Genomic DNA, 16,058 nt, shown 5'->3' with positions numbered 1-16,058 from the left:
AGCCGGGGGCCACGATGTCCAGCATGACACGAATTCCCTTGTACGGTCTCGCCCTCCTCGCCACCACTGTCCTCACTGCATCGGTCCCGCTGGTTGCCCAGCAAGATGCGGTGGAGAGCGCGCGCCATTCGCTGGCGGCAACCGTGCCCTCGCAGATCGGGCAGGCGGTCGAACGATGGAAGTTCCTGACTTCCAACGACCACATGGGATTCGCGGCTTACGCCGGCTTCGCCCTCGCCTTCCCCGAATTCCCGCGGATGGACGTGATCCGCGGCAGGGCGGAAGGCGCGCTGGAACGCGACGCGCCGACGCCCGAGCAGCTCGTCGCCTATTTCGATCGCAACCCGCCGCTCAGCAATCCGGCGCGCGCGCGTTACGCCCTCGCCCTGGCGGGGCTGCAGCGGCCCGAGGCATTCGAAGTCGCACGCGCGGCCTGGCGCGGCGGGGACATCAGCACGCCGGCCGAGGCCTATATGTTAGGTCTGTTCGGGTCGCGCTTTACCGTCGAGGATCATGACGCGCGCATGGCGGCGCTGCTGTGGCAGGGCAAGGCCGACGCGGCGGCGCGCCACATGAACAATATTTCGACCGGCTACCGCCCGATGGCGATGGCCCGGCTGTCGCTTCTCCAGAGTCAGAACCCGGCCACGGCCGGGCTGCCGATCCCAAGCAACGCTCGGACGGATCCGGGCTACGTCTACACGCTCGCACGCTACTACCGCTCCAGCGGCCAGCTTCCGCAGGCGATCGATCTGCTCGCCAACCGTCCGGCCTTTGCCGCGCTGCCGTTCGATGCGGAGGACTACGTGACCGAGGCGCTGCGCATCGCGAAGGGCGCGGGCGCGCGGCCGGCGGTGCAGATCGCATCCAAGGTCGACGATCTCTTCGCGCCGGGCGCCGACATCTCCGGCATGAGCTACCGCCTACGCGACGACTACACCTCGCTCATGTGGCTCGGCGGCACCAAGGCTCTGTGGAGCCTCGGCGAGGGCAACACCGCCGCACCATTGTTCTACCGCTATGGCGCGGCCGCACGAACGCCGCAGACGCGCTCCAAGGGCTTCTACTGGGCGGGGCTCGCGTCGGACCGCGCCGGGAATGCCGGGGAAGCGCGGCGTTATTGGGAAATGGCCGCGCAATACCCCGAGTATTACTATGGCCTGCTCGCACTGGAACGCCTCGGGCGCCCCAAGCCGACTTTCGGTGCAGCCACACCGCCGCAACCGACGGCCGAGCAGCGCGCTGCGTTCCGTTCGAATCCCTTGGCACTCGCGGTGCGCGAGCTCGCGCGGGGGTCGAGCGACTGGCGCACCGAGCGCTATTTCTTCACCGCGCTGGCCGAATCCGCGGACGATGCCGCCGAGATGCACCTCGTGGCGGAACTCGCGCAGGAACTGCGCCTGCCCGAACTCGCCGTGGTGATCGGCCGCGCTGCGCCGGAGAAGAATATCACCGGGTTCGAGAGGGTCGGGTTCCCCACGGTGTCCCAGCCGACAGGCACCGACTTCACCATCGTCCACGCCATCGCGCGACAGGAAAGCGAGTTCGACCAGGACCGCGTCAGCCACGCCGGTGCCCGCGGGCTGATGCAGCTGATGCCGGGGACCGCGCGCGAGCAGGCCGGCAAGCTCGGCATGAGCTACAACTACGGCAATCTCACGAGCGATCCGCACTACAACGTGCGGCTGGGCAACGCCTACTTCGCACGCATGATGGACAACTACGGCGGCAGCTATCCGCTCGCCGTCGCGGCCTACAATGCGGGGCCCGGCAATGTGAACAAGTGGCTGCGCCAGAACGGCGATCCGCGCACCGGAGCAGTCGACTGGTTGCGCTGGATCGAGGAGATCCCGTACTTCGAGACCAAGAACTACGTTCAGCGCGTGCTCGAGAACGCGGTCGTCTACGAGACGATGTACCCCGACCGGATCCGCTACGGGCAGCCCAAGGGGATCAGCCAGTTCCTCGGCAAGTCCACGCCCGGCTGAAAACGCGCCAAGCCTCACTTCCGTGATCCCGGCTTTTGCCGGGGCGAGGAATCTTGTTAAGGGCGTCCGGTGAGCAGCGCCCCGACCAACCCGATCACGCCGGCAGGCCTCGCCGCGCTCAAGGCGCGGTACGATCACCTGCTCGGCACCGAACGGCCGGAGATCGTCGAGATCGTGAGCTGGGCAGCCGGCAACGGCGACCGGAGCGAGAACGGCGACTATCTCTACGGGCGCAAGCGTATGCGCGAGATCGACCGTGAACTGGCGCACCTCGCCCGGCGCATGAAAGCCGCGCGGGTAGTCGATCCGGCGGATCAGCCAGACCGCAGCCGCGCCTTCTTCGGCGCGACGGTGACGCTCGCGGATGAGGACGATGCGCGGAAGATCGTCACCTTCGTCGGCGATGACGAGCAGGACGCGAGTTCGGGCCGCATCGGTTGGTCCAGTCCTCTCGCGCGCGCCCTTCGCGGGGCAGCAGTGGGCGATCTGCGCACGGTGCGCCTGCCCGGCGGAGAGAAGGAATGGGAGGTCGTCTCGATCACCTACCCAGCCGCGGTCGCCAGGGCGGGGGCGTAAATGGAACGCGTGGAGCGCGATACCCCGCATGGGCGGAATTCCTCGTGACACTCTTGCCGCGCCTTCTTCGCGCGTTAACTGGACCCGTGCGTTCGCACGGGCGGCCATTCTACTTCGCAGGCATTGTCGCCCTCGCCCTCGCCGCACCGCTCTCCGCGCGCGACAGCCTTGGCGTATTCTCGAACTGGGGCGCCTTCCGCGACCCGGGCGTGCCGCGCTGCTATGCCATCGCCCAGCCCTTCGAGAGCGACCGGGAGGGCGACTACCGCGCCTTCGCCAGCGTCGGCACCTGGCCGCGCAGGAACGTGCGCGGACAAGTCCATTTGCGCCTCTCGCGCAAGCTCGCGGAGGACGCGGCGATCACGCTCACGGTTGGCGACAGGCGTTTCGAGCTGACCGGCGGCGGCGGCGACGCCTGGGCCCGCGACAAGGCGATGGACGCGGCGATCGTGGCCGCGATGCGCGCGGCCGGGCGGATGACCGTCAACGCACGCGATTCGCGCGGTCGGCGCTTTTCCGATCGATACGACCTGACCGGCGCCGCCACCGCGATCGACGCCGCCACCGTCGGCTGTGCGCGAGTGACCTCATGACCGATTTTCATCCCGCCTCCTCGCCCGACCAGATCGCTGACGCGGCGCAGGCCTTCACGCGGGATGGCCGCATCCGAATACCGGACTTCCTCCCGCGCGAGGCGGCGGAGGCGCTGCACGCTTTCCTGCAGGCCGCCCCTTGGTGGAGGACCTTCAATCAGGGCGAACGAACCTGGGATCTCGGCCCGGAATCGATCGAGGTGCTCACGCCCGAGCAGGCGGCGCAACTCGAACAGGCGATCCATCAAGGTGCCCGGAAGGGCTTTCAGTACGTCTACGAGACCGTGCGCGTCTCGGAGCAATCATCGGAACGCTCGGAGCGCGGATTTCCCGTCGATCGCTTGCTCGAGGCAATGAACAGCGCCCCCGCGATCGAGATGTGGCGAGAACTGACGGGCGACCCCGACGTCGCGTTGGTCGACGGTCAGGCCACGCGCTATCTGCCGGGGCATTTCCTGACGCGTCACGACGACGATGTCGAAGGCAAGAACAGGGTCGCCGCCTACGTTCTCAACCTGAGCCCCGAATGGCAGCCTGAATGGGGAGGACTGTTGCAGTTCCACGATGCCACGGGCGAGGTAACCGGAGCCATGGTTCCGGGCTTCAATGTCCTCAACCTCTTTCGGGTTCCCCAGTCGCACAGCGTGTCCATCGTCGCGCCGTTCGCGCCTGCGCCGCGCTATTCGGTCACCGGGTGGATCCGCCGCGGCTGATATGAAAAGGGCGGAGCCGAAGCCCCGCCCTTCCCTTCTTCATTGGCGCTGTACCGAGGCTCAGAAGCGGTAGCCGACCGACGCCATGACCTGGTGACGGTCGAGGTCGACGTCGAAGCGTTCGCTGTCGGGCAGCGTGTCTTCCATGTCGATCTCGGCTTCCGAATAGTTCGAGTAACGATACTCGCCCTTCAGATACACGCCGTTGCTCATGGCGTATTCCACGCCCCCGCCGATGCGGTAGCCGTCGGTGTCGATATCGTTCGAGAACTCGGTCGTGCCGTCGTTCGAAAGAACGTCGAACTTGGCGTTCGTATAGCCGCCCTTGGCATAGACCAGCGTGTTGGGCGTGGCCTTCACGCCGGCACGCAGGCCGACATAGAGGTCGCGGTTCGCCTTGAGGCTGCCGAGGCCGAAGCCTTCGAAGTCACCGTCTTCGAATTCGGTATCGGCGGTCGAGTCCATGTACTCGCCCTCGATGCCGACCACTGCGCCGCCGGTGTCGAGGTCGTAGCCGACTTCCACACCATAGCCGACGCCTTCGATCGACTGGTCGTTGTTGTCCTCGTTGGCGTCGTCGTCCACGCTGCTCCCGGCACCGGTCTGGTCATATCCGACCAGCACACCGGCACGCGGGCCATGGAACGGCGAATCCTCTGTCGATTGCGCCATCGCGGGTGTGGCTAGGGCCACGAGGGACCCGGTGGCGATGAGTGCTATCGTCTTTTTCATAACTACTCCGTGGTTGTCCGGCGCTTGGCTTTTCAGCCGCCCGCCTGGACCACCTCAACGGCGGCCACCACGAACCGGTTTCATGAACCTGTCACAACAACATTTGTGTGGTTTCTCAGCCACATATTCAGCGACGAGCCGAGGAATTTCGTCGATAAAGCGCCGAAAGGCCCCCGCCACCCTCGGAGTGCCGCCATTTTTGGCAGGCCGTGCCCCCCTAACCAGCGACAGGCTTTGCCTTGAGACGCGCGCCTCCCTATATGCGCCCCTCCATGGCCGATACCGCACTCATGCCCATTCCCGGACCCGTCGATCCGGTACCCGTCGCGCGTGACATCACGCCGCGCGCCGACGGCCGCGCCGATCTGATCGGCGTGCCCAGAACGCAGATCGCGGAACTGTTCGCCGGCGCCGGGCTCGATCCCAAGCAGGCCAAGCTGCGCGCGAAGCAGGTGTATCACTGGATCTATCACCGCGGCGCGACGGATTTCGAAGCGATGACCGACATCGCGAAGACCATGCGTCCCTGGCTCGCGGAGCGCTTCGTCGTCGGGCGGCCCGAGGTGGTCGAGGCACAGCACTCCAGCGACGGCACCCGCAAGTGGCTGCTGCGGACCGCCGACGGTCACGAGTTCGAGATGGTCTTCATACCCGACGCGGATCGCGGCACGCTGTGTGTCTCGAGCCAGGTCGGCTGCACGCTCAACTGTCGTTTCTGCCATACCGGCACGATGAAGCTCGTGCGCAATCTGACGCCGGGCGAGATCGTCGGCCAGGTCATGCTCGCACGCGACGCGCTGGGCGAGTGGCCGCGCGGCCGGATGGACGTTGGCGAGGATGCGGACGAGGCCGAATACACCGCGGACGGCCGGCTGCTGACGAACATCGTGATGATGGGCATGGGCGAGCCGCTCTACAACTTCGACCACGTGCGCGATGCGCTTCGCCTCGTGATGGACGGCGACGGGCTCGCGCTGTCGAAGCGGCGGATCACCCTCTCGACCAGCGGCGTCGTGCCGATGATGGCGCGCTGCGGCGAGGAGATCGGGGTCAACCTCGCCGTCTCGCTCCACGCGGTGACCAAGGAGATCCGCGACGAGATCGTGCCGCTCAACAAGAAGTACGGCATCGAGGAACTGCTCGCGGCCTGCGCCGCCTATCCCGGCGCGTCGAACGCGCGGCGGATCACGTTCGAATACGTGATGCTCAAGGACAAGAACGACACCGACGAGCATGCGCGCGAGCTCGTCCGGCTGCTCAAGCAGTACAAACTGCCGGCGAAGGTCAACCTGATCCCGTTCAACCCCTGGCCCGGTGCGCCTTACGAGTGCTCGACGCCCGAGCGGGTTAGGCGTTTCTCTGAGATCGTGTTCGAACACGGCATCAGCGCGCCGGTCCGCACCCCGCGCGGGCGGGACATCGACGCGGCCTGCGGCCAGCTCCGAACCGCGGCGCAGAAGAAAAGTCGTGCAGAACGCGACCGCGAGGCTGCCGCACTGGCGTGAGCGGCTAACGCCGGTTTTTCGCGCTCCGGACTAGTCGCCCTCGAGCGCGTCGAACCGCGCCCGCGCCGAATCGATATGCGACCGGTTCTCCATCGCCCAGACCCCGAGCGTGGCCACCGGTTCGCGCAGCGAACGGCCCAGTGCGGTGAGCGAGTAGTCGACGCGGGGCGGCACGCTGGGCGTCACCTCGCGGTCCACCAGTCCGTCGCGCTCGAGCGCGCGGAGCGTGCGCGTCAGCATCCGCTGCGAGATGCCGTCGATCGCGCGCCGCAACTGGTTAAAGCGCATCGGGCCGGCCGACAGGCTCATGACCACCTGCATCGACCACTTGTCGCCGACGCGCGCGAGAATGTCGTTCACCGCCTGGCAGCGGATCGGCGAATGTTCGGCCTCGGTCACATCGATGTGCCTATCGGACAGCAATGTGCCTTCTTGCGCGGATGTGGTGACAGTTTCCATATGGCCCCTAGTTATCATCCGTAACCAAGGAAAGCAAAGCCCATGCAGATTCTCCGTATCGACAGTGCCACCACCGGGACGAACTCGGTCAGCCGCGTTCTCACGCAAGCGATCACCGATCATCTGACAACGAAACACCCGGAGGCCACGTTGATCGAGCGCGACCTGGTCAGCGATCCGCTGCCGCATATCGATTCGGCCGCGACCGGCGCGATCCGCCTGCCGCAGGACAGCCATGACGAGGCGATGGCTGCCGCCTTCCCTGCAGAGCGCGCGGTGCTCGAGGAGTTTCTCGCGTCCGACATCGTGATCGTCGGTGCGCCCATGTACAACTTCACCATTCCCAGCCAGCTCAAGGCGTGGCTCGACCGGCTCGGCGTTCCCGGCGTGACATTCACGTACAAGGACGGCGCGCCGCAGGGGCTGGCCGGCGGGCGGCGTGTGATCGTCGCATCCTCGCGCGGCGGTGCGTACGAGATGGGCGGCGCAGCCGAGCATCAGGAAACGCTGCTGCGCGACTTCTTCGCCTTCATCGGCCTCCCCGACCTGGAGTTCATCCGCGCGGAAAAGACGGGCTTCGGACCCGAAGTTCGCGACCAGGCGATCGCCGACGCCCGGGAGCGGATCGCGCAGCTCTGAGGCTCGCGGCAACGGCCCGCCGCAGACTTGCACCGTTCTGTCGGACGGCTCCCTCGGGCGCAAACTCGTTCATCTGGGGTTGGGGATCGATGAACAAGTTGAGCCGTAATGGCTCTGCAAGCCCAGTTAGGGAGTCGAAAGATGAAGAAGACGCTGTTCGCTATCGCTGCCGCCTCCATGGCGGTGACCGCCACCCCCGCGATGGCCGATCCGCCGCCGTGGGCTCCGGCGCACGGCAAGCGCTACAAGGACTCGCGGGGCTACGATGAACGCTACTACGAGCCGCGCCGCATCACCCGCAATTCGTACATGTGGCGGGGTGACGACGGCCGTTACTACTGCCGCCGCGACAACGGCACGACCGGTCTGGTGATCGGCGCGGGCGTCGGTGCGCTCGCCGGCCACGAGATCGCCGGCCGCGGCGATCGCACGCTCGGCGCCGTTCTCGGCGGCGCCGTCGGCGCGATCATCGGTCGCGAGATCGACCGCGGCAGCCTGAAGTGCCGCTAGGCGCAAATCGGGATCGGGACGGGCGCGCCTGAACGGCGGCTCGTCCCCTCCCACCGCACGTTTCGCCGCAACATTGCAGAAGATGACATTTGTTCATCCGGTGTTGTGGGTCGACGAACAAGACCGCCGTCGCACGCCCAATCCCGCATCCGAAAGGAGATAGAACAATGATGAAGAAGACGCTTTTCGCCGCTGCCGCAGCGGCCCTTTCGGCGACCGCCGCCCCGTCCATGGCGGTCGAGCTTGCGGCGCCGACGCACGCGACGGTCGCCGCCCATGCCGACGTTTCGGCGTCCTACGACCGCGACCGCCGCTGGCGCGATCGCGACAGACGGGGACGCTATGACCGCGACGGCCGCTATCGCGAGCCGCGCCGCATCACGCGCGGCTCGAACATGTGGCGCGGGCGGGACGGCCGCTACTACTGCAAGCGCGACAACGGCACGACCGGTCTGGTGATCGGTGCCGGCGTCGGTGCGCTTGCCGGCCACGAGATCGCCGGTGACGGCGACCGCACCCTCGGTGCGATCCTGGGCGGCGCGCTCGGTGCAGTGGTCGGTCGCGAGATCGACCGCGGCAGCCTCAAGTGCCGCTGATATCCAGCCGGGCCTGAACGCGAGCAGGGCCCAGCAGGAAGGCGCGTCGTCCACCGGACGGCGCGCCTTTTCCTTTGCGCAGCGGCGGGCCTGTGCTTGAGTGGCCGCAATGAACGAAGGCACGCAAGACCGCCCCGCAATCCTCGTCACCGGGGGCGCCAGACGCATCGGTGCGGCGATCGCACGCCGCTTCGGCGAAGCGGGCTGGCACGTCGTGATCCATTACGGCCGCTCGGCCGGCGAGGCGGAGGCGCTCGCCGCCATCCTTCCCTCCGCCGAAACGATCCAGTGCGATCTGGCCGACGGCGATGCAGCGGTGGCGATGGTCGAGCAGCTCGCGGCGCGGCTGCCGGACTGGCGCGTGCTGGTGAACTCCGCCTCGACCTTCCGGCTCGACGACGTGCGCGCGCTCGACCCTGCGACCTGCGACGCCGCCTTGCAGGTCAACGCGGTGACGCCCGCGCGCATGGCGCAGACCTTCCTCGCCCAGGCCGCGGCGCGGGGCGGGCGGCGGGTGATCCAGGTCACCGACCAGAAGCTCGCCAATCCCAACCCCGACTTCTTCAGCTACACGATGAGCAAGCACGCGGCGGCAGGCGCCGTGCGGATGCTCGCCATGGGAGCGGCGCAGCCCGCGGACCGCGTCTACGCCGTCGCCCCTGGCGCAATCCTCGCAAGCCACGACCAGAGCGAGGCCGAGACCGAAGTCTCGCATCGGCTCAATCTGCTGCGGCGCAAGACCGGCGCGGACGAGATCGCCGATGCCTGCCTCTGGCTTGCCGAAGGCTGGCTCGCCAGCGGCGAAACGCTCTACGTCGACAGCGGCCAGCATCTCCTCGCCCAGCCGCGCGACGTGATCTACCTCGCCCGCGAAGGCGTGCGGCCCTAGGCGAAGAAGCGTCTGGTCGGCCGAGGTCGCCTCCCGCTGTCTCGATGGGATTGGTTGACACCATGCAAGCGCTCGGGCGAAGCTCGATCCAGACGCAATGGGAGATGCTCTAGGCATGTGGCTGCTCGACAAGTTCCTGAAATCGGCGATCAAGCGCGGCAGGCTGATCGTCACCGACCACGACGGCAAGATCTACGAGTACGGCCCCGGCCCGGCCATCGATGCGAAGGGCGCTATCCGCATCACCCTGACCCACCCAAAAGCCGCGGCGCACATCGCCCGCTACCCGCAGCTCGGCGCAGGCGAGGCCTTCATGTGGGGCTGGCTGGTGGTCGAGCCGCCGCACGACATCCGCGACATGGTCCTGTTCGTTACGGAGAACACCAAGTCGGCCGGCGATAAGGCGATCCAGTCGCAGGGCACCCTCCGCCGCGCCGCGCAGAAGGCGCTGGCGACGCTCGACGGGATCAACCGCAAGGGCAAGGCGCGCAGGAACGCCGAGCACACCTACAACCTCACGCGCGAACTCTACGAGCGCTTCCTCGACGAGGACCGGCAGTACACCATGGCGTACTACCGCGACCCTTCGAACAGCCTCGAGAAGGCGCAGATGGACAAGAAGGCGCACATCGCCGCCAAGCTCCACCTGCAGCAGGGCAAGTGCGAGGGCATGCGCGTGCTCGACATCGGCTGCGGCTGGGGCGGTCTCGCGCTCTATCTGCACAAGATGTACGGGGTGGAAGTGCTCGGCGTGGCGCTCGCGCCCGACCAGATCGCCTTCTGCCAGGAGCGTGCCGAGGCCGAAGGCGTTGCCGACAAGGTCAAGTTCGCGCTGATGGACTACCGCGACGTCGAGGGCCAGTTCGACCGCATCACCAGCGTCGGCCTGCTCGAGCATGTCGGCACGATCCACTACCCGCAGTTCTTCCGCCATACGCACGAGTTGCTCAAGCCCGACGGGGTCATGTTCAGCCACTGCTGCGGCCGCGCAGGCCCGCCCGGCTACACCGACGCCTGGACGCGCAAATATATCTTCCCCGGCGGCTACATCCCCGCCCTTTCCGAACTCGTGATCGAGAGCGAGAAGGCCGGCTGGCAGGTGATGGACGTGGAGGCGATGCGCTTCCACTACAGCCACACGCTCGAGGAATGGTACAACCGCACCGTGATGCACCGCGAGGAAATCACCGCGATGTACGACGAGCAGTTCTACCGCATGTGGCTGTTCTACCTTGCCGGCGCCGAGCAGAGCTTCCGCAACGGCACCCTGGTCAATTGGCAGATCCAGTACGTGAAGGACCGCGCGGCTATCCCGATGACGCGGGACTACATGTATGAGGAAAGCGCACGTCTGCGCGAGCGGGGCGAGGTGCCGAACTGGCGCTTCGATCCGGCCCTGCGGGAGGCGGCGGAGTAGCGCGCACTTTGTAATCCGGTCCAACGGTATTGGTCATGACGATGAATGCAGCTTCGCTCTTCGACAAGGTCATGGGACGCACGATCGGCTCCGGCCGGCTGACCGTCGTACACGCCGACGGCCGGCGCGCCGAATTCGGCGAGCCCGCCCAGGGATATCCCAACGTCGCGGTTCGCCTGTCGGACGACCGGGTCGCGCGCGACATCCTGCTCGATCCCAGCCTGGGCGCGGCCGAGACGTTCATGGACGGGCGGCTCGTGATCGAGACGGGCGACGTGATGCAGCTCATCGAGCTGATCCGCATGAACGCCCCCTGGGAAGCGGGTGCGCGCCTTCAGCCGCCGAGTCCCATACGCCGCCTGAGGAACCGCCTCGGGTTCACCGCGGAGTCGATCAACCAGGCCCGCTCGGCGAAACGCAACGTCGCGCACCACTACGACATCGGGAACAAGCTCTACCAGATGATGCTCGGCGCCGAGCACATGCAATATAGCTGCGCCTACTGGCCCCGCGAGGACATGACTCTGGCCGAAGCGCAGGAAGCCAAGCTCGCCCACATCGCCGCCAAGCTCCTGCTCGAGGACGGCCAGAGCGTGCTCGACATCGGCTGCGGCTGGGGCGGCATGGCGATCTACCTCGCGCGCCATTTCGACCTGCGGGTCAAGGGGATCACCCTGAGCGAGGAGCAGATCTCCCTCGCCCGCCAGCGCGCCGAGGAAGTAGGCGTGGCCAACCGGGTCGAGTTCGAGCTGATTGACTATCGCGACCTCGCGGCACGCGGCGACCGGTTCGACCGGATCGTCTCCGTCGGCATGTTCGAACACGTCGGGCGACCGCAGTTCGAGACGTTCTTCCGCGCCTGCGCCGGGCTGCTGGCGGGCGACGGGGTCATGCTGCTCCACACCATCGGCCGGATGGGCGGCCCCGGCATGACCGACGCCTTCACCCGCAAGTACATCTTCCCCGGCGGCTACATCCCGGCGCTCAGCGAAACGGTCGTGGCGAGCGAGAAAGTCCGGCTGATCGCCGCCGACATCGAGATGCTCCGCCTGCACTACGCCAGGACCCTGCGCGCCTGGTACGCCAACTGCGAAGCGAACCGCGCCGAGATCGAGGCGATGTTCGACCCGCGGTTCTACCGGATGTGGACCTTCTATCTCGCGGGCGCGACCGCCGCGTTCGAGAGCGGCGGCATGTGCAACTACCAGATTCAGTTCACCCGCAACCGCTACGCCGTGCCTCTCACGCGCGACTACATGGGCGTAGCCGAGAGCGCCCTGCGGGCCGAAGGCTAGCCCCGCTCCTCCTCTACGGCGATCGCGTCGATGGTGGCGCGTACGCGCTCCGCGGCTCCGGCGCCTTGCGCGTCGTTGCCCATCCTGCGGAAGCCCACCAGCGCCGCATCGTAATCGCCGCGCATTTCGGCACAGAGCGCCGTGTTGAACATGAGCGAGCGCTGCGTCGGCGCTTCCGCCGCCAGTTCGTCGAAAATGCGACAGGCCTCCTCGCCGCTCGACTTGGTGGTGCGAAGTGCGGCCTTGAGGCGCTCACCCTGTTCGCCGCTCAGCCCCTTGCGGCTTTCGAGCACGCGAATATCACCGCGCTGCCAGCGAGGTTCCAGGTCATTCATGTACTCGGCCGCGGCGGAACCGATCAGGCGGCGAACGGCCTCCTCGCTGCTCCCTGGAGCAGCATCGCCCGGGCACCAGGTGGCTTCCTCGCGCCTCGGCACGGAACGGCGGTAGATCACCCGCCCATCAGCCTCACGCGCGATGCGCAGATCGCTGACCAGCGAAACGGCTCGCGTGCGGCAGGTGACTTGGCGTTCTTCCTTGTCCTTGTTGTCGCAATCGGTCCTCGGCTTGTCCGACTCCTTGCAGTAGCGCCGCCGCTGCTGGGAGCGGCGCTCCTCGATGTTCGCGCCGGCATTACCATCGACGACGGCTTCGACATTGCCAGCGGCGCCGCTGGCATCGAGCGCGAAGAGTTCGTAATAGGACTGCCCGCTCGCGTCGTGCGCCTCGGCGAGCCGCCGTTCGATCTCGGCGGCTAGCGGCGCGCCGTCGGTGCCGCCGAATTCGGCGACCGCAAGGCCGTGCAGCACAGCCACCTCGCCCGCGGGCGCCGCGCGGCCCCAAGTGATCTCGAGCACTTCGGCTCCCGCCGGCGCTGCAGACGCGAGCGCGGCGATGGCCAGCAGATGAATCCGCATGGAAAATGTCCCCCCTTTGTGTCCCCACGGCAGTGAAGCGCACTTTGCGGGCCGAGAAAAGGGGCAGTTTCGCAGCGTCCCGGAACAATCCGCGGTTGGGACGGCACAACTGCTTCCTCGTTGCCGCGCCGGGCCCTGACTGATACCGGCCCGCCGGAATTACGGAGTGCATCGAATGTCGGATATCAAGCGTGTCGTTCTCGCCTATTCGGGCGGTCTCGATACCAGCGTCATCGCCAAGTGGCTGGAGGTCGAGCGCGGGCTGGAGGTCGTTACCTTCACCGCCGATCTCGGCCAGGGCGAGGAGATCGAGCCGGCGCGCGCGAAGGCCCGGGCGATGGGCATTCCCGACAAGCACATCTTCATTGAGGACGTGCGCGAGGAATTCGTGCGCGACTTCGTGTTCCCAATGATGCGGGCCAATGCCCGTTACGAGGGAGACTACCTGCTCGGCACCTCGATCGCGCGGCCGCTGATCTCCAAGCGGCTGATCGAGATCGCCCGCGAAACCAACGCCGATGCGATCGCCCACGGCGCGACCGGCAAGGGCAACGACCAGGTCCGCTTCGAGCTCTCGGCCTACGCGCTCGATCCCGACATCAAGGTCATCGCCCCGTGGCGCGAGTGGGACCTCAACTCGCGCACCGCGCTGATCGCCTGGGCCGAAGCGCACCAGATCGCGGTGCCGAAGGACAAGCGCGGCGAGAGCCCGTTCTCGACCGACGCGAACCTCCTCCACACCTCGTCCGAAGGCAAGGTACTTGAAGATCCGTGGGAGGAGACGCCCGACTACGTCTACTCGCGCACCGATCATCCGGAGCAGGCGCCCGATACGCCCGAGTACATCACGATCGACTTCGAGAAGGGCGACGGCGTCGCGCTGAATGGCGAGGCGATGAGCCCGGCGACGCTGCTCGCCGCGCTCAACGATCTCGGCCGCAAGCACGGCATCGGCCGGCTCGATCTGGTCGAGAACCGCTTCGTCGGGATGAAGAGCCGCGGGATGTACGAGACCCCCGGCGGCGAGATCTACGCCCGGGCCCACCGCGGCATCGAGCAGATCACGCTCGACCGCGGCGCAGCGCATCTCAAGGACGAGCTGATGCCGAAGTATGCCGAGCTCATCTACAACGGCTTCTGGTTCAGCCCCGAGCGCGAGATGCTGCAGGCGGCGATCGATCTGAGCCAGGAGAAGGTCAGCGGCACCGTGCGGCTGAAGCTCTACAAGGGGCTGGCGAGCGTGGTCGGGCGCAAGTCGCCCAACTCGCTCTACTCCGAGGCGCACGTTACGTTCGAGGACGATGCCGGGGCCTACGACCAGAAGGATGCACAGGGTTTCATCCGGCTCAACGCGCTGCGGCTGCGGCTGCTGGCGCAGCGGGACAAGGCTGCCGGCTGACTTTGCCCGGCTGACTTTGCGACAAGCGGTTGACTTATCCACTCGTGTCCACAGCGAAATCTGCGGAAAGTGGATAACTGCGGGCTTGCAAACTTGCCCGACTCGTTTTCCAGGCGCAGTCTCAAGACATCGAAAGGGCGCGGAAAGCTTCGAGTTTGACGGTCTAGCGACCTGAAAACGTGAAACTTTCCAGACCATTCGACGTGACGGAAACTGTCCGCGCGGTCTTCGAGGGACACCTGCAGAAGGTTTCGGCCGGATGCAAGTGCACCGCTTGAGAAGGACGCGAAAGCAACGCCGTCGCGAGGCCGGACGATCCGGTCGGAGGTCGAGGAGCTGCGAAGGTGCGAGCCTGCGCAGAACCGTTCGAGACTGCCGGCCAACATGGTTCGACCAGTCGCGGAACTGCCGAGCGGTTGAGGAAAGGTCTTCGGACCCGCACTCGCCGCCCGACGGAACCGGATGCCGGCGCGAGCGCCGGTGACAGAAGCGAGAGGTCCGGTTCGCCGGACAGCCGCTGAAACACCGGCGCCAAGCGCTTCCGCAAATGGCTCTGCCAGGACGGAAGACCACGCATCGGTGAGAGTGGGGTCGGCAGCGATGCCGGCCCCATTTGCATTTGCGGGCCTGATTTTCCCTCCCTTTTCCTCCTTCTCCTTCCGCTCCGCGATCGAAAACAGGCCTCCGAATCGGCTCCGGAGGGGTCCGGCGAGGCGAGTGCGGCGGGGCGACCGCACCGTGCCGCGTGGTCCAAAAGGTGGCCCCGCGTTCCCCGAAGCGGGACGAATCGAATGACTTTCGGGGCGAGCGGCCCGCGGGGTGGTGCCGGGACCGGATCGCAGCGGGTATAGCCCCACCGCTATGGACGGGACCAAAGCCCACCTCCGCCGCAAGCGGATGCGAGCACTGGCCGGGCTTGGCGCGGCGTTGATGCTGACCGCCCCTGCCGGCGGTCCGGCGCTCGCCGATACCGGCGCCAGCACCGGCAAGGACACCACCCCCCTCACCGCGCAGTACGCCGTGCCGACCGCGGCGATGATCCGCATCGCGCCGACGGTGAGCGCGGTCGAGACGATCGCGCTCGATCCGCCGGCCGCGCCGGAGGAACCGGCGATGCGCGCGCTCGGCAGCGGCGTCGCGTCGTACTACGGCCGCCGGTTCCACGGCCGGCCGACGGCGAGCGGCGAACGGTTCGACATGCACGGCCTGACCGCCGCGCACCGCACCCTGCCCTTCGGCAGCAAGGTCCGCGTGACCAATCCGCGCACCGGCAAGTCGGTCGTGGTGCGGATCAACGACCGCGGCCCGTTCTCCGGCAAGCGCGCGATCGACCTCTCCCGCGCCGCGGCGGAGGAGATCGGCCTGGTTCGCGCCGGGCACGGCCGGGTCGAGCTCGAGCTGTTCGAAGAATAATCGCCCCGGCGCCTGCCGCCCTCTCCATCGCCGCCGCTGCAAGCAGGGACCCCGCCTGAGGCGAGGCCCCTGCCGCGCGACGTACCGGCGTTCCGGTCGACGTGCTGTCCTGACGGACGCGAGACGGCGCGCGAGCCCGGGGGAGGGGGAGAGGGAAGGCCGCGCGCCGCCTCTCCCGGCTGCAATCCCCCCCTGCCCCACCGGGTCCCGCCCCAATCGGCAAGCCGTGCGCGGCCTGCGACGGCAGCGGCGGGCGCACCCCGGCGCGGGACGAGCCGCACCTCTTCCGCCTCCGCCGCCGCCGACGGCATGCTGTTGACACCTGCGACACGGTTCAGGGCTCCCGCGCGCCCCTCGCAATGGAGCAGCAGGCGGCGTGCGTCGCCGATCGACTTGAGCCCTGCCCAGAGCACCGCG

16 protein-coding genes are annotated in these 16,058 nt (G+C 67.3%); 13 read left to right on the top strand and 3 right to left on the bottom strand.

Annotated elements, in window-relative coordinates:
* Positions 1-14 precede the first annotated feature (14 nt).
* From AC3A5N_RS11590 to AC3A5N_RS11575, 4 genes are all read left to right on the top strand, one after another.
* On the top strand, positions 15-1,988 hold the full coding sequence (locus AC3A5N_RS11590) for a lytic transglycosylase domain-containing protein (protein ID WP_487737485.1): 1,974 nt from the start codon (positions 15-17) through the stop codon (positions 1,986-1,988).
* A gap of 69 nt (positions 1,989-2,057) precedes the next feature.
* On the top strand, positions 2,058-2,564 hold the full coding sequence (gene greB, locus AC3A5N_RS11585) for a transcription elongation factor GreB (RefSeq protein WP_487737484.1): 507 nt from the start codon (positions 2,058-2,060) through the stop codon (positions 2,562-2,564).
* Positions 2,565-2,650: 86 nt separating this feature from the next.
* Positions 2,651-3,157: an invasion associated locus B family protein gene (locus AC3A5N_RS11580; protein ID WP_487737483.1), complete on the top strand. Its 507-nt coding sequence runs from the start codon at positions 2,651-2,653 to the stop codon at positions 3,155-3,157.
* On the top strand, positions 3,154-3,870 hold the full coding sequence (locus AC3A5N_RS11575) for a 2OG-Fe(II) oxygenase (RefSeq protein ID WP_487737482.1): 717 nt from the start codon (positions 3,154-3,156) through the stop codon (positions 3,868-3,870). The genes AC3A5N_RS11580 and AC3A5N_RS11575 overlap by 4 nt, the downstream gene beginning before the upstream one ends.
* Before the next feature lie 60 nt (positions 3,871-3,930).
* On the opposite strand, the gene AC3A5N_RS11570 is transcribed toward AC3A5N_RS11575, so the two are convergent.
* A complete protein-coding gene (locus AC3A5N_RS11570; RefSeq protein WP_487737481.1) occupies positions 3,931-4,602 on the bottom strand; it encodes an outer membrane protein in 672 nt (223 codons plus the stop codon).
* A gap of 272 nt (positions 4,603-4,874) precedes the next feature.
* On the opposite strand from AC3A5N_RS11570, the gene rlmN reads away from it, so the two are divergent.
* Positions 4,875-6,107: a dual-specificity RNA methyltransferase RlmN gene (rlmN, locus tag AC3A5N_RS11565; protein WP_487737480.1), complete on the top strand. Its 1,233-nt coding sequence runs from the start codon at positions 4,875-4,877 to the stop codon at positions 6,105-6,107.
* Positions 6,108-6,137: 30 nt separating this feature from the next.
* Here rlmN and AC3A5N_RS11560 read toward each other — a convergent pair whose 3' ends face one another.
* Positions 6,138-6,566 carry a winged helix-turn-helix transcriptional regulator gene (locus AC3A5N_RS11560; RefSeq protein ID WP_487737479.1) on the bottom strand — a complete coding sequence of 143 codons (429 nt, stop codon included), beginning with the start codon at positions 6,564-6,566 and terminating at the stop codon, positions 6,138-6,140.
* 42 nt (positions 6,567-6,608) lie between these two features.
* On the opposite strand from AC3A5N_RS11560, the gene AC3A5N_RS11555 reads away from it, so the two are divergent.
* From AC3A5N_RS11555 to AC3A5N_RS11530, 6 genes are all read left to right on the top strand, one after another.
* Complete coding sequence (locus tag AC3A5N_RS11555) at positions 6,609-7,205, top strand: FMN-dependent NADH-azoreductase (protein ID WP_487737478.1); 597 nt, start codon at positions 6,609-6,611, stop codon at positions 7,203-7,205.
* Between the two features lie 141 nt (positions 7,206-7,346).
* Positions 7,347-7,715, top strand: a complete 369-nt coding sequence (locus tag AC3A5N_RS11550; protein ID WP_487737477.1) for a glycine zipper 2TM domain-containing protein — start codon at positions 7,347-7,349, stop codon at positions 7,713-7,715.
* Positions 7,716-7,885: 170 nt separating this feature from the next.
* Positions 7,886-8,311 carry a glycine zipper 2TM domain-containing protein gene (locus tag AC3A5N_RS11545; protein ID WP_487737694.1) on the top strand — a complete coding sequence of 142 codons (426 nt, stop codon included), beginning with the start codon at positions 7,886-7,888 and terminating at the stop codon, positions 8,309-8,311.
* Positions 8,312-8,420: 109 nt separating this feature from the next.
* Entirely contained in the window at positions 8,421-9,200 is a 780-nt protein-coding gene (locus AC3A5N_RS11540; protein WP_487737476.1) for an SDR family oxidoreductase, read from the top strand.
* 97 nt (positions 9,201-9,297) lie between these two features.
* Positions 9,298-10,617, top strand: a complete 1,320-nt coding sequence (locus AC3A5N_RS11535; protein WP_487737475.1) for a class I SAM-dependent methyltransferase — start codon at positions 9,298-9,300, stop codon at positions 10,615-10,617.
* A 35-nt stretch (positions 10,618-10,652) separates the two neighbouring features.
* Positions 10,653-11,912: a class I SAM-dependent methyltransferase gene (locus AC3A5N_RS11530; RefSeq protein WP_487737474.1), complete on the top strand. Its 1,260-nt coding sequence runs from the start codon at positions 10,653-10,655 to the stop codon at positions 11,910-11,912.
* Here the strand turns inward: AC3A5N_RS11530 and AC3A5N_RS11525 are convergent.
* Entirely contained in the window at positions 11,909-12,829 is a 921-nt protein-coding gene (locus AC3A5N_RS11525; protein ID WP_487737473.1) for a hypothetical protein, read from the bottom strand. The two genes, AC3A5N_RS11530 and AC3A5N_RS11525, sit on opposite strands and share 4 nt — an antisense overlap.
* Positions 12,830-13,004: 175 nt before the next feature.
* Between AC3A5N_RS11525 and AC3A5N_RS11520 the strand changes: the two genes are divergently transcribed.
* The gene (locus AC3A5N_RS11520; RefSeq protein WP_487737472.1) at positions 13,005-14,228 is read left to right on the top strand and encodes an argininosuccinate synthase; all 1,224 of its coding nucleotides are present in this window, start codon (positions 13,005-13,007) and stop codon (positions 14,226-14,228) included.
* An 897-nt stretch (positions 14,229-15,125) separates the two neighbouring features.
* Positions 15,126-15,641 (top strand): septal ring lytic transglycosylase RlpA family protein, encoded by a 516-nt coding sequence (locus AC3A5N_RS11515; protein ID WP_487737471.1) that lies wholly within the window; start codon positions 15,126-15,128, stop codon positions 15,639-15,641.
* Positions 15,642-16,058 lie beyond the last annotated feature (417 nt).

It is taken from the genome of Pelagerythrobacter sp. Soil_C_18, assembly GCF_057657235.1.
This window is presented reverse-complemented; position numbering and strand designations above follow the sequence as displayed.